A 15,014-nucleotide genomic window follows, 5' to 3' on the forward strand; every position below is an offset into this window, starting at 1 on the left:
AGGGAACAACTAGTGTCCCCTTCACATCAGGTTTCAAATCTATTTATTATTGTCCTCATACGCCGCTTGATGTTCTTTACCTACTTCAGCAGAATCTATCTTCTGTACGAATAGATTTTGAATACTGTTCAAGTGAATTTGGGCTGTACCCGGATTCATCGTATTATCAAATGCCAAGTCTCCGCCTTTTACTTCTTTGAATAGACCTAGTACCTCCATAGCCATATCGGAATAACCAGCAGCTGCAAAGTCACCGTCTACGATCTGGCCAACTCCCACAGCGCCTTTTGCTTCAAAAGCTTCTTTCGGGAAGTTCAACATGAAGTAGTTCAAGAAATCCTTCGTTTCTTGCAGATGTTCGCTATCCGCAGAGATCGCGAATGCACTACCTGGTGCTAACATAAATTCGTTTGGATCACCCTTACCGTTAATCGTTGGGAACTTAAATACTCCCACTTTCCCATTCACTGAAGATGTCTCGATCCCACCTGTTGCCCATGTTCCCATGAAATACATAGCAGACTTTCCTGTTTTAAATAAGTTCTCGCCTGCATTGTAGTCAAAGGAAGTTGCTCCCTCTTGGAATGCTCCAGCAGCGACTAAACTTTGGAATGCATCAACTGCTTCGGTAAAAGCAGGATCTTCAAATGTCTTCTTCTTATCTACAACATCCTGCAAGAACCCAGGACCACCATTCGTACGAAGTAGCATATTCATGAACAAGAAGGAACCTGTCCAGGAATCTTTTTCACCAATTGAGATCGGCGTAATGCCTTTACTCTTAAGTGTCTTAACAACCTCAAGCATTTCTTCATAAGTTGTCGGTACTTTCACACCTGCTTGTTCGAATAGTTCCTTATTGTAATAGACAACAGCAATGTTATTTCCATCTGGAAGAGCATAGGTGTTGCCATCAAAGCTATAGAAATCCAATAAACCTTCTTGGAAAGTAGCCTTCAAGCCGTTTTGATCCAACATATCATTTAATGGAGCGAACAGCTTAGCATCCACAAAAGGCTTCATTTGTGCTGCTGGGTTTACAATGGTGATATCAGGCACTTCTTTCGATGCCGCCTGTGTTTTTAACTTCAACTTTTGTTGATCCGTGTTAAGGGAATCCAGTTCAATCGTGATGTTAGGGTGATCTGTATGATATTGATCTACTAGTTTCTTCATAATTTGATTCTTCGGATCAGTAGGGTCTGGATAAATGTTCTGGAATGTAATCGTAACTTTCTTATCTTCAACCTTTTCTGCTGGTTTCTCAGTTGCATTTGTGGAACCTGAATTTGCGCTGCCTGTATTCTCTTTCGTCTTGGCATTGCCTCCACACGCCGCTAAACTAAGTAATAATGTAGTTGCTAGTACGAGACTTAACAATTTAGATGTCTTAACCAATTTTATTCCCCCCTTGTAAATGCTTACCTTCATTATGGAGGCGATTACATCCCTTGGGGAGGTGTGATATTAAGGAGTTAGGTTTGTTTTATTCAGATATGCTGGATGGGATTGTAAACCGTAACGGGCCGTTTATAGTACAATGGGTTACATATAACAGTACAAGTACATATAATTATGAGTATATTTAAGAACCATAAGTAGCCGATCTAAAGGTTAGAGGAGTAGGAGTATGAAAAGGCCCAGATCACTGAGAAGTAAAATTAATGTCTATTTTATTACGATGCTCATCGTCATTTTGGGTATTTTTAGTCTCGCTATCACCCAATATTTCAAAGAGACTTTTCGTGAAAATGCGGTCAGCAACGGGGAACAAATCGTTGGACAATCGATATCAACTATGGATACTTACTTCAGTCATCTCAAGAAGATCATCCAAGTCTTAGGCAGTAATGAAAATATATTAAAAGCTGTTGAATATCGAAATTCGGTCGACGAGGTCGACTACAAATACGAGCTAGGTAATAAGTGGACCGTCGAATATGCGATGCAGAATGCAATTGGTTATAACTATGACATCAAAGACATTATAATCATCGGAAAAGATGGTAACGCTTTATATCATTCTGGAGGCTCTATCAGACAGGATTATAACTTTTGGGAGCAAAACTGGTTTCCGTCAATTCAAGATGATTATGCCATCGTAAATTTCTCAGGCTTACATGCACAAGACTATTATTTCAATAAGACGGATGAGCAAACGATCTCCATGTTCATTCCAGTTAAAGACTATCGAAACGTACATAAAAACTATAATGCTACATTAATGTTTAACTTTTATGTAGATAAGATGTTTTACTCCGGGGATTTATCCTTTTCTCATGCTATCATCATCGTTGACTCACAAGACAATATCGTCTGGGATACTTCGAATGGCTTAAATGACGAGCAAATGAATCAATTAAAGCAGCAACTTACCGATGATAAAGGTAGCTTTATTGTTGATCAGACGGACTCGAATACATCCCCCTACTCTGTTGTGTACGATACTTCACGGATCACAGGTTGGAAAAATATCGGTCTGAAATCACTTGATGAAGTGGATCGCCACATTCATGTGTTGATGATGTTCTCTTTATATTCCGTACTGGCTACCATCGCAGCCGTATTGATCTCATCGATGATCATTTCGAAAAGTATTACGAAACCGATTACAAAGCTAGCTCAGAAATTCAAAAGGATTCCATCAGAAAGTTTAGATATAGATTTATACGATGACAGCACCAAGGAAATTCTCATTCTATCCACCACGGCAAACAAAATGATTCAGAAACTCCATGATCTTAATCTAGAGGTTTTACTGGAGCAAGCCAGTGCCAAAGACGCCCAAGTACGGGCACTACAGCATCAAATCAATCCGCATTTCCTGAATAATACATTGCAAAATATTAAAGCTTTAGCCTTAAGTAATGACTCCCAAGCGATTTCGGAAATATCAACAATTCTAGGTAAAATGTTGACATATTCCATATACCAGCCGTATGAAATGGTTGAATTGCACCGAGAGATTCATCATGCGGAAAATTTTATTAAAATTCAAATGTATAGATATCCGGGCATGTTTGATTACGAGGTCGCTTGTCCCGAAGATTTATCGAGTGTAAAAGTTCCTAAATTGATACTCCAGCCGATTGTAGAAAATGCAATCCAGCATGGGATTTTAAAGAAGGGTCACGGATATATTGTGATTTCGATTCAAGAAGAACAAGAAAATATATTTATATCAGTCATTGATAATGGCGGAGGTATTTCAACGGAGAAAAAAGAACAGCTGCAAAATGAACTGAAGCACAATCAAGTTGGAAGTAAATCAAGCAGTATCGGACTCGCTAACATTCACGAAAGAGTTAAAATCACCTATGGAGGACACTACGGTATCCGTATTACCTCAGAATATGGCAAACATACAACGATATCTATTGTTATTCCAAAATAACTATACTACGGTAACAAGAAAAGGGGACAGCTATGATCAGCGCATTAATTGTAGATGATGAACTTTTAACGGTGCGTATGTTGGAGAATACCATTGATTGGAACTCTTACGGCATTCAAGTTATTGCAACTGCACAAAGCGGAGAACAGGCCTTAGCCCTGTATCGTAATTATCAAGTTGAGTTGATCATTACCGATATTAATATGCCCGGAATGAATGGAATCGAGTTCATTAAACAAGTAAGAGAAATAAACAAAGAGACCCGGATTATTCTACTCAGTGGGTTTGGAGAGTTCCAGTACGCCAAACAAGCATTGAAGTATGGAGCTTCTGCTTATATTTTAAAGCCTATGGATGAGATGGAATTAGATTTGGCTTTAAAAGAAGTTATTAATGAAATTTCCTCTAACAAAAAAACACAGAAAATGATCCAGCAAAATAAAAATATTTCTCGAAGTAGGCTGATTAAAGGGTTCATGAAAAAAATGGTCTCGGAGAACTCCCTTCACGGCATCGCCAGTGAGCTCCGTTTTCATTTTGATAATTATATGTTGTTCAGTATTAATATAGAGAATGAGACCATGAATGAATTTATGGATATTAGTAACTTGCTACATTCTAAGAGTACCTATATTCAAGATAGTTTAAGTCATGTGCTGCTCGAGTACGGTGACAATATTATTTTGGAATTTGAAGAGGATAGCTGGTATATCCTAATATCGCATATGGATATGGATCAGGCCCCTCATTGTGCGCAAAATATGATACGCGCATTCTTGGAAACGTTTGCAATAAAATCTAACGTATGTTTTAGTAGCATTTATCATGCAATGAACGAACTCCCTATAGCCTACGAAGAAGTAGAAAAATTGAAACGTCTAAATCAATATACAAATAACGGTTCGGTTTTAGGCCACGGATATAACTATGAAGCTACAACATTCGATAAACTACAAATGATTGAAGATGAGAAAACGATCGTGTCCTACATTCTGAGTGGTAAGATCGTCTCGGCACGTGAAAGATTAGTTGAAATCTTACAACATACCATTCATATCACCCCTTCTTCTCTGGATGATGTGTATGATTTTTGTTTTAATATTCTAGCTGAGATTAGGAAGTATCTACTAGAGGAAAAATATATATCTTCGATTTCCAATGTGATTATGAACGTGAATTATCAAGATTTGCTTAAGCTATCATCCATCGACCAACTCACCAACTTTATGGTGAAAATGATAAATAGCATTAGTACTCTGGGTACTAACGGAAATTCTAGTATAAATAAGCTTGTGGAAAAGAGCATCCAGTATTTAGAGGATCACTACAGCGAGAATATTTCCTTAGAAGAGGTATGTGAATATGTAGCGATGAGCAAAAACTATTTTTGCTATTTGTTTAAACGTGAAACGGGTAAGAGTATGTGGGTCTTATTAACCGAGATCAGGATGGAGAAAGCTAGATATATGCTAGAGCATACCGATATGAAGAGTTACGAGATTTCTTATAATATCGGCTATGACAATCCAAGCTACTTTTCTAAACTCTTCAAAAAGATGCACGCCATGACGCCTAATGAATATAAGAATAAACACAGTAACATAACAAAGTAATATAAAACGATAATATACTTCATGTAATAGTTTTTGAGTCGATGATACAATGACGACAACATATAGAAGTATAAAGGAGCGAGCTTTTTGAACATCACATTCCAACTATTAGCGAACGAGTATTGGTATGGCGGTTATTCCCATTACGGCTGGGCCCAACCTTGGGGAGTAGAATCTGAAATAGATATGGATATGGAAATTAATAGTACAGTAAATCAAGCCATGCCCATTATTGTTTCGACAAGAGGAAGGTATATTTGGTGTGAAGATGGTTTCCATATTCATTTTAAGAAAGGCACTCTTTCAATTGATTATCACAAGAGTGAACCTAAATTGTTTGATGGGTTTAATACGCTTAAAGAAGCATACAACCATGCATGCACCAAGCACTTCCCTGTAAAAAGCGGCTCGATTGGACTAGAATTGTTTACAGCACCACAATATAACACTTGGATTGAACTAACATTTTATCAGAATCAGAAGGATGTTATGAAATATGCTGCTAGCATTACAGAACATGGATTGCCAAGCGGCGTTCTGATGATTGATGACGGTTGGAGTGACTATTATGGGAAATGGTTGTTCAGCAAAGAGAAATTCCCAAATCCCAAGCAGATGATTGATGAATTACACGAACAAGGCTTTAAGGTGATGTTATGGGTATGCCCATTTATAACCCCAGATACAACGGAATTCAGATATCTAAGAGACCACAACATGCTTATTTCAACTCCAAATGGTGATTCCTTTATCGTGAAATGGTGGAATGGGTATTCGGCGGTTTTGGATATGTCTAATCCTGATACCATCCAATGGCTAGACCAGCAACTAGCTGCCCTAATCAATGAATATGGAGTAGACGGTTTCAAATTTGATGCCGGTGACAGTCCTTTTTATAGCGAAGATATGGTGACCTATGGAAATACAGATCAGAATACTCAATCCCGTTTATGGGCGGAGTATGGCAGTAAATACGAATACAATGAGTACCGTGTAACGTGGAAAGCAGCAGGCTTACCTCTCATGCAGAGATTAGCGGATAAAAACCATAGTTGGGACGAGCACGGTATACAATCTCTGATTCCTAACACGCTTGTACAGGGAATAACAGGTCATCCATTTGTTTGTACCGATATGATTGGCGGGGGAGAATATTTAAACTTTCATCAGAACCAACATAACTTGGATGAGGAATTATTTGTTCGCCATGCAGAGATTGCCTGCCTGCTTCCTACCATGCAATTTTCTGCAGCTCCATGGAGAGTCTTGAGTCCAGAGAACTTTGAGCTTATTAAGAAAAGTGTTCAAATCCGTAATGAATATATGACTTTGATCCTTCAACTGGTAGATCATGCAAAGCTTAGCGGTGAGCCGATCGCTAGGTTCATGGATTACGTCTTTCCTAATCAAGGTCTGGAGAACATAACGGATCAATTTATGTTAGGTAATCAAGTATTGGTTGCCCCAATTCTTCTAAAAGGCTCAGTTGATCGATTAGTGAAGCTGCCCAAAGGAACTTGGAAGGATCGACACGGTCATCTATTGGAAGGTGGAGTAACAGTTACCTTGACCCCGCTAGCAGGTGAACCTATCGTATTGGAGTTGCTGCAATCATAAACCGTTCATAACGCTCACGAATCGTTGGTGCTAATATACCAGCTGATAAGTGAGCTTTTTTTAAGATCATGCCGAACGTAATATAGTGCTAGAATATATTTGCATTAGATTACTCCAGCGTATGATTCATTAACTTTCTGCCCCGATTAGATCTTAAAACCATAATAATGTCATAAAAGATCACGAATATTATTGATTCATCGCCCCTATAGAAAGCGCTATCATTAAGGTGTAAAGAAGAGATTACAATACTATATTTCGGAGGGGTACAACATGAAAAAGGCAATGGCGATATTGCTTACGGCTATATTACTCATTTCTGTAGTTTCTGGTTGCGGAAAGTCGGAATCGAAACAAACGGCTAATTCTGATAATAAGCCGGCCGCAAATTCTGCGGAGAAGGATGGCAAGAAGGTTAAGGTACGTCTCATGGCTTACAACCAAGAAAGTATACGAAAATCGTACTTAGAATTCTTAAAACAGGAACTACCGAATATTGAAGTGGAGTTTCAATTTGTAGCATTGGATCAATTTAATAGTGTTTTAAATACACAACTTGCTTCCAAGGAAGGTCCGGATCTGATTGAGACCGGCGGAGAAACAACTCTGTTAGCTTCAGCGGGATATCTGCTAGATCTTACAGATCAAGATTTTATCAGCAACTATACAGATACAGGGTTTCAAGCTTATACACTCAAAGATAAGATCTATGCCACCCCGCTACAATCTTGGTTTGAGGGAATTTATTATAACAAAGGCATCTTTAAAGAAAACGGGCTAACCCCACCACAAACATTTGATGAGTGGATGCAAATTCATCAAACCCTAAAAGACAAAGGCATTAAACCGCAATCGATGGGAGCCTCATCTTGGGAACCTATGATGAAACAATCCATGGGTATGATACTGAATGAATTTTATTCCAAACAAGAAAACAAAGGTTTTGATGACAAGTTTAATGCTGGCGAAGTGTTGCTCGCAGACAACTGGAGTGAAGCACTCACAGAATGGCACAAAATTATTGAACTGGGATATATAGATTCAAAAATGCTGGGCATGGACTACGATCAGGCCTTGGATGAGTTCGCAACAGGCAAATCAGCTATGTGGCAATCAGGCCCTTGGGCGTTAGAAACAATCAAGCAAAAGAATCCAAACCTCGAACTAGGCATGTTCCCGTTCCCTGGTACCGAAAAAGGAACAGGCTGGATGATTGGCGGACCTGGTAGTGCATTAGCGATTAATAAAGATTCAAAAAATGTAGAAGCAGCGTTAGAAGTACTTCGAGTTACCGCTACTCCTGAGGCCCAAAAAGCTCTGATCGCAGATAATGTAGGCAGTTCCTTCGTAAAAGGCGTAGAAGTTGATTTAGGTGAAGAATTTGCAGACTCTTCGGCCGCCTTCGAAGCAGGGAATGTATATGGTCCGTGGTTGTACTGGTTAGGCGGAAATCCAATTGTTGAAAGCTATGGAAAAGCACTTCAAGAAGTACTCTCTGGCTCTAAAACAACGGATGAAGCATTAAAAGATGCCGATAAAACGGCAAAAACTATTAGAGACTCAATGTAAAGCTACAGAATAGATAAATGGTAACCACGGGGGCTAAATATTAGTCCCCTTTCCATAGGGAGGAACATGTATGAAAATAGGCTTCGCGAAGACCCTGCGGAATCATTATGTATATTTGCTGATGATTGCACCGGCACTTATTGGTTTTAGTATTTTTTTCATCTTGCCGACACTAATGAACTTTGGATACAGTTTGACGAACTGGTCTGTATATAAACCTAATTATAGCTTCATTGGTCTGAAGAATTTTGTTGAACTAGTCCATGACGTTCAGACGACAGCTGCGGTCAAGAATGCATTTATCTATGCGATTGTTATGACCCTTCTGCAAAATATTTTAGCTATTCCTTTGGCAGTCGCTCTATCTCTAAAGCTTAAATCCGCTAATTTATTAAAAACGGTATTTTTCGCTCCAGCAATTCTTAGTGTATTAATTGTAGGATATCTGTGGTCATTTATTATGACATCTGCTGATCACGGTTTGTTGAATCAACTTGTACAGTTCTTCGGATTTGGGCCGATAAATTGGCTTGGTAATCCAAAGCTTGCATTATTCTCCGTTTTGTTTACGCAATTATGGCAATGGACGGGATGGGCTATGGTTATCTATCTAGCGAATATTCAAAGTATTGACGAAACCTTGTACGAAGCGGCGAAGATCGATGGAGCCAATGCTGTGCAACGATTCTTTAAAGTCACGCTTCCACTGCTCTACCCTTCCGTCTCTTTTAACGTTCTGATGAGTATGATCGGTGGACTAAAGGTGTTTGATATTATCTTCTCCATGACTTCAGGTGGTCCTGGATATTCTACAGAAACGATTACAACCATGTTGATTCGAAGAGGATTTACAGAGGGAAGAACAGCGTATGCAGCTGCGTTTGGCGTGGTTTTCTTTCTACTTGTATTAATAGTTTCCAAAGCTATTACATGGAGCTTTAATAAATGGGAGGAGAAAATATCATGAAGAAAAGCAGCCTGATTATACTAGAAATTGTCTTAATCATCTTGGCGGCCATCATGCTAATCCCGATCTATTATCTGCTTGTCACGACATTTAAGACACCAGCAGAAGCTGCCCTAAGCCCGATGGGATTGCCCAAAGTATTTATGCTTGATAACTATATTAAAGCCTTCACCGCAATGAATTATCCACGAGCACTTCTTAATAACCTTATTGTTAATGTGTGCTCTGTATCCCTGTTGGTAGCATTTTCATCCATGGCTGCCTATGTCATTGCTCGTAGACCAGAAAAAATTTATAAACGGATATATGGTATTTTCATGATCGGACTCATGGTTCCCTTTCAGATTTCATTAATACCGTTATACAAAGTTGTATCTGGATTAGGCGTAATGAACTCTTTAACGGGTGTCATATTAGTCAGTGTCTTCTGCATTAATATGTCATTCTCCATATTTCTGTTTAAGGGCTTTATTAACACCATCCCTTTCGAATTGGAAGAAGCAGCAGCCATTGATGGGTGTCGCAAATTGCGGATCTATTGGGTAATTGTATTCCCTCTACTGAAACCGATCATTGCTACCGTTTGTATTCTAAATGCGTTAGCTGTCTGGAACGACTTCATGACCCCTCTGCTATTTCTACAGAGTCCTTCCAAAGCAGTGATTCTACTAGAGGTATATAAAAATGTAGGACCATTCTCAACAGACTGGACCGCGTTCTTCCCTATGATGGTGTTGGGTGTTATTCCAATGGTTATATTCTACTTATTTATGCAAAGATTTATTATTAACGGAGTAGTTGCTGGTTCGGTGAAAGGATAAACGATTCAGGTTGAGGGTGGGCATTATATTGCTAACCCAAGTATCGCTGACTTCAGTGAATAAATGGCTCAAGCTCAGGCTGACTCTAAATAAACAATCTAATAAGTCTATTGTACAAAGCAGGGTGTCCCAGGCCATTTCCATGGTCTTTGGGACACCCTGTTTTTCTTCACTTATTTCACGGTAAAGTCGACAAGAATGGTTTCACCGTATTAGCTAGATTATAATTGCTAGTTTTATCCCAGTTAATAGACCAGGTCATCGCACCGCGGATATCCGGGTATTTGGCTACAGGCTTATAAGTCCCGCATCCATTACCAGTTGCCAAACATTTCAATGCATCGTTCACAACGCTAAGGGCGACATAACCTCCTCCAGCTGCAGAAGTTACGGCTGGAACACCTATTCCAAATTGGGAAGGTTCAATCCATTGTAACGTCAGATCTGAAAGTGCTGTCAGGAAATTAATTGTACCTTGGGAATAACATTGCCCATCACGACCCAGCATACAACCTGAATTGTAATACTGAACATTTACTACTGTTGTGATGTCCTTCAAGTTATTATATATCTGCATATAAGAGGTATTAGAGTTCTGCATATCAATCGTTTGCGGAGCCATAGTCAAGATGAAGTCGGAGCCGAACTGTTGCTGTATCTGACGAACCGCTAACGTTAAATTCGCCACATTCATGCCGCTTTCCAGATCGATATCGATTCCATCCAACCCAAACTGAGTAATCAGACCAGACATACTAGTAACAAAGTTGGATATGTTCGGTGATGCGCTGCCTAGATTGATGTTACCTTCCGCTCCTCCTATGGAAAGAATGACCTTTTTACCTTGTGCACGCTTGGCCTGGATATCACTAATCAAATTGGCATTGGTATACCCGCCAAGGGCAGTAGATAGTTTAGAGTCTACATTAAAGGTAACCCCACCTGGCTTCGTAAGATCCATATCAGCAAAAGACAATACTATAATGTCGTATTGGCTTGGTACTTCACTTAGTTTTATATTGGAAGAATTATTTATAAAATTATGCCAATATCCTGTCAGAATATGTTTCGGAAGTTGGTTAACATCTATAGATTGTGTTGTTACACTTATTGCTGCACTACTAGCCGAAACATTACCTGCGGCATCTTTGGCCACAATGGCAAAGGAATACGTTGTACTGGCCGCAAGCCCTGTGATCGTAGCTGTCGTACCCGTTGCCACGAATGCTAATGTCGTACCTTGATATACGTTGTACCCCGTAACACCAACATTATCCGTGGACGCGGTCCATGACAATGAAACACTGGATGATGTCGTTGAGCTTACAGTAACATTAGTGGGAACCGTCGGAGGTAGTAGATCACCTCCAGAGATAGAGTCTGTGGTTACGCTAATTTGATTACTATAGCCGGATACATTACCTGCTGCATCCTTGGCAGCAACTTTATACGTATAGGTCATATTGGCACTAAGCCCTGTATTCGTATAGCTAAGCGTGCTTCCTGAAACATTATCTATCAACGTCGAACCTTGATACACAACGTAACCTGTTACCCCGACATTATCACTTGAAGCATCCCAAGCTAATGTTATGCTGGATGTTGTGGTGCCCACCGCGTGTAAATTAGTAGGGGCGGAAGGCGCCACCGTATCACTTCCTCCTCCCTGAACCAGTTGCCACAGAGCAGGTACATTGGGCGGCTCCCAACCTGTTAGTGACGTATGGGGCTGAATATCCTTATACGTGTTACCACCATACGTAACTGTATCATTTAATGCATAAGATACATTTGGCGCCCATGCACCCCGGTCAGCCGCAATAGCCATGGACGGCAGCATGCCTAAGAATACAGCTATAATGATTACAAGCGGAAGTGTCCTTCTGAACCCTTTTACCCTTCTAATTAAAGCTCTTCTCATACCATCGCCTCCTACAATTTTTTCTTACAGTTTCATAGGGCTAGCAACCACACCTCCCATTCAAAATGCAGAGTAAGTAGATCGTAAGCAGATAGCTGGCTATGTTCTAGAAGAGTATATTTAATATGCGATAAGCATGAAGTATCACGGGGATGGTTTGATAACGCTTACATTTTCCGAGGGGAATGGGATCCATACTGTCTATGGACCACATTCATACGACTTACGTCAATTGTAATTAGTTGCTATATATTGGTCTATAGTCCAAAAGTTTCAATATCTCATATATACGTTGGATACACAGTGCTATTTCTCACTTATGATGAATTATGGCTCCTCCGTGGACAAAAGTATAAATTTAGAAATCCAAACAAAAACCCCTAACGTCAAAGGACGCTAGGGGCATTATCCATAGGGTATCCCTATATAGTTATAATTTTAGTTAGTTGCAGTCACTTCAACTGACTCCGAATTATTTCTTGAACCAACAGCTTTGATGACGAAGTCATAACTTTTTGCAGGATCAATTCCAGTTAAAGTATAACTATAATTCGATTGATTACTTACTGCTGGAACATAAATACTCCAGTTTGTGCTTACTTTATTGTTCTTTTCGTATATTCTAAATCCTCTTACAGCTTCCGGTGTACTTGTTGGAGTTTTCCATGAAATGAGCGCTTGGTTATTTGGTTTTTTAAGTGCAGTTGCATTCTCAACCTTGCTAGGTTTAGCGTCCGTTCTCTTGATGCTATATGCATCATAAACGGCTACGGATTGATTCTTAACCGCAGTGTAAGAAGTAAATTTAAGCACAGCTCCCGATATAGATACATCTACAAACATTTTCTTATTAGGTTGATCATTCTTAGCTGCAAAGAAATTGTCTGCGCTCGGGTTTATAGTATAAAATTTCGCAGCACCTGAGTTGCCCATCAGATATACCGTACCTTTAGGATCAACAACATTACCTTGATTATCCTTTACCACATTTTTGATGGCCACGTTATTTAACATTTGATAAGATCTCATATACATGTGATCATGGCCCTCGAATACCAAATCAATGCCCATTTCATCAAATACCGGAATCAAATATTTTCTATAGAATTTCACGCGATCTGATTCCGCTGATGCATTATCACCTGAAGAGTAGGCTCCCTTATGCATCGATACGAATTTCCACTTCTTATCCGTCTTCGCAACTTGATTTCTCATCCACTTCAGTTGAGCGTCGAATTGAGCATCTGCTTTGTACGGACTAACGTCACCTTCATATTGAGAATTAATTTGCATGAAGAGTGCATCCCCATATTCAAAAGCATAAACTGAGCCATCTTCCGTTCCCGTTCCAACATCCTTTGGCAAGTTAAAATGGTTATAATAATTGTTATTCGGATAATCCTCTATTTCATGGTTCCCAATAATAGGTGCAAAAGGAACATTCGCAAATTCTGTCTGCGGAACCCCAAGGAACCACTGCCATAGTTGCTCAAGATCGCCATCGTCCGTTAAATCCCCTGTCAGGAGCACAAATTTGGGATCAACGAGTGTATCGATTGCTTTTCTAAACGTATCCTGCCATAATTCAAAGTTTGATTTGCTTGAACCTTGTGTATCTGTCGTATACATAAAATGAAAGTCTTGATTGGCTGCTGGATCTGTAGTGAATGAGCCCATTTGGCCCCACCCATCTGCATCGCCATTACCTGCACGATATACATACTTGGTGCCCGGATTAAGTTGATTAGCGATCACCTTGTGACTAGCAAACTTTTTATACTTTTTGGAACTCCGATCACTAGCAGTCATTAGAGTGTCGATGATCGTAACATTACCAGTAAATGTAGTCGCTACCTGTTCAGGGAATGTCCCTCCTTGAACTTGAGAAGCTTCAACAACCTGGACCACTGTCCCTGTAATTGTCTCAGGGGTGTACCAAGCAAAAGCTATACTTGTCTTAGGATCACCGTTAAATGTCATATTTAATAATGTGGGTATCTTGTTAACATTCGGCGGAACTTGAGCTGCAGTTTTGAAACTCCAAATGATATCATTAACCGGAGCTATATTATCTACAGAGCCTTTTAATAGCCCCTTTGGAATCGTTACTTTGTAGGTTTTCCCATATGCGAGGTCTGGGTGATTTATTTTTACCGTATCATTACCTATCAATCCAACCGTTATATTTCCTACTGAAACGTTCGTATTATCTACTATGGTTGCATTAAAAGCGCTATTGAGCACAATTGATTTATTGAATTTGACAGATATCTCCGTATTGAGTGGCAAATCTACTGCATCTGAAGCGGGCTTTTTGATCAAGTCTAACGTAGGGACTTCCGTTCCTCCGTCACCCCCACTTTTACGTTCCCCTGTTATGGTAACATCCTTTATTCTACTTGACCCTGAGCTTGATGTAGTCCCGCCGCTTACATTCTTATTGGAATCAATAACCCAGCGGATATATAGTAAATCTTGATCATTTGCCTGACTTGGTAGAGGAACATTCACTAATTTACATGTACTACTAGAGTAGTTAGTCTGGGCCAAAACAAGCTTACCATTCGGTATATCGGTCCAGGTCTGTTGGTCTGTACTGAATTGAGCCTTAAAATCACGAGGGCCTGTGCTTGAAGAGGTTTGTTGAGAGGATATAGTTAAATTTTCAAACCCTTTTGAGGAAGTCGTTGCCAGCCAATACTTTGTGCCTATCCCATTATCCCAGCCTTGATTGCGAACACTGTTCTCACTCGATTCATAACTGTATTGATTTACATTCGTTCCTACATCTCTAATTGTAGAGCTCAATTTATAGACACCATCTGTAGCAGAGAAGACGCCATTCGTCCCCTTATCCTTAAATACCCATCCCGCTACCGTTTCTCTAACCGCAACTGCTTGTGCTGCTAACCCCGCATCTGCATCCGCACTTTCTTCCGCAAATATTGCTCCATTCATTGATATCGATAGGATCACTGTTAAAATACATATCATTCGAAGATATTTACTTTTTAAATTGTTAATTCCCCTCTTTCTCATTTTCATTACCCCTTTTCTCATTTTAGATAAAATGCAGAAGGTATGAATGCCTATGCGTTACAGGTTTCATCGA

9 protein-coding genes are annotated in these 15,014 nt (G+C 39.7%); 6 read left to right on the plus strand and 3 right to left on the minus strand.

Annotated elements, in window-relative coordinates:
• Positions 1-39 precede the first annotated feature (39 nt).
• The gene (locus tag EJP82_RS16205) at positions 40-1,398 is read right to left on the minus strand and encodes an extracellular solute-binding protein (RefSeq protein ID WP_246054196.1); all 1,359 of its coding nucleotides are present in this window, start codon (positions 1,396-1,398) and stop codon (positions 40-42) included.
• A gap of 232 nt (positions 1,399-1,630) precedes the next feature.
• Between EJP82_RS16205 and EJP82_RS16210 the strand changes: the two genes are divergently transcribed.
• The 6 genes from EJP82_RS16210 (at position 1,631) to EJP82_RS16235 (ending at position 9,981) form a co-directional block, all read left to right on the plus strand.
• Complete coding sequence (locus EJP82_RS16210) at positions 1,631-3,394, plus strand: sensor histidine kinase (RefSeq protein ID WP_127193119.1); 1,764 nt, start codon at positions 1,631-1,633, stop codon at positions 3,392-3,394.
• Between the two features lie 32 nt (positions 3,395-3,426).
• The gene (locus EJP82_RS16215; RefSeq protein ID WP_127193120.1) at positions 3,427-5,007 is read left to right on the plus strand and encodes a response regulator transcription factor; all 1,581 of its coding nucleotides are present in this window, start codon (positions 3,427-3,429) and stop codon (positions 5,005-5,007) included.
• Between the two features lie 87 nt (positions 5,008-5,094).
• On the plus strand, positions 5,095-6,624 hold the full coding sequence (locus EJP82_RS16220; RefSeq protein ID WP_127193121.1) for a glycoside hydrolase family 31 protein: 1,530 nt from the start codon (positions 5,095-5,097) through the stop codon (positions 6,622-6,624).
• Between the two features lie 273 nt (positions 6,625-6,897).
• A complete protein-coding gene (locus tag EJP82_RS16225; RefSeq protein ID WP_127193122.1) occupies positions 6,898-8,193 on the plus strand; it encodes an ABC transporter substrate-binding protein in 1,296 nt (431 codons plus the stop codon).
• Positions 8,194-8,263: 70 nt separating this feature from the next.
• A complete protein-coding gene (locus EJP82_RS16230; protein WP_127193123.1) occupies positions 8,264-9,160 on the plus strand; it encodes a carbohydrate ABC transporter permease in 897 nt (298 codons plus the stop codon).
• Complete coding sequence (locus tag EJP82_RS16235; RefSeq protein WP_127193124.1) at positions 9,157-9,981, plus strand: carbohydrate ABC transporter permease; 825 nt, start codon at positions 9,157-9,159, stop codon at positions 9,979-9,981. The genes EJP82_RS16230 and EJP82_RS16235 overlap by 4 nt, the downstream gene beginning before the upstream one ends.
• Before the next feature lie 178 nt (positions 9,982-10,159).
• Here EJP82_RS16235 and EJP82_RS16240 read toward each other — a convergent pair whose 3' ends face one another.
• Entirely contained in the window at positions 10,160-11,902 is a 1,743-nt protein-coding gene (locus tag EJP82_RS16240) for a fibronectin type III domain-containing protein (RefSeq protein WP_127193125.1), read from the minus strand.
• A gap of 438 nt (positions 11,903-12,340) precedes the next feature.
• Positions 12,341-14,941: a metallophosphoesterase gene (locus EJP82_RS16245; RefSeq protein ID WP_127193126.1), complete on the minus strand. Its 2,601-nt coding sequence runs from the start codon at positions 14,939-14,941 to the stop codon at positions 12,341-12,343.
• Between the last annotated feature and the right edge of the window lie 73 nt (positions 14,942-15,014).

Source organism: Paenibacillus anaericanus, assembly GCF_003994475.1.
Lineage (GTDB): Bacteria > Bacillota > Bacilli > Paenibacillales > Paenibacillaceae > Fontibacillus > Fontibacillus anaericanus.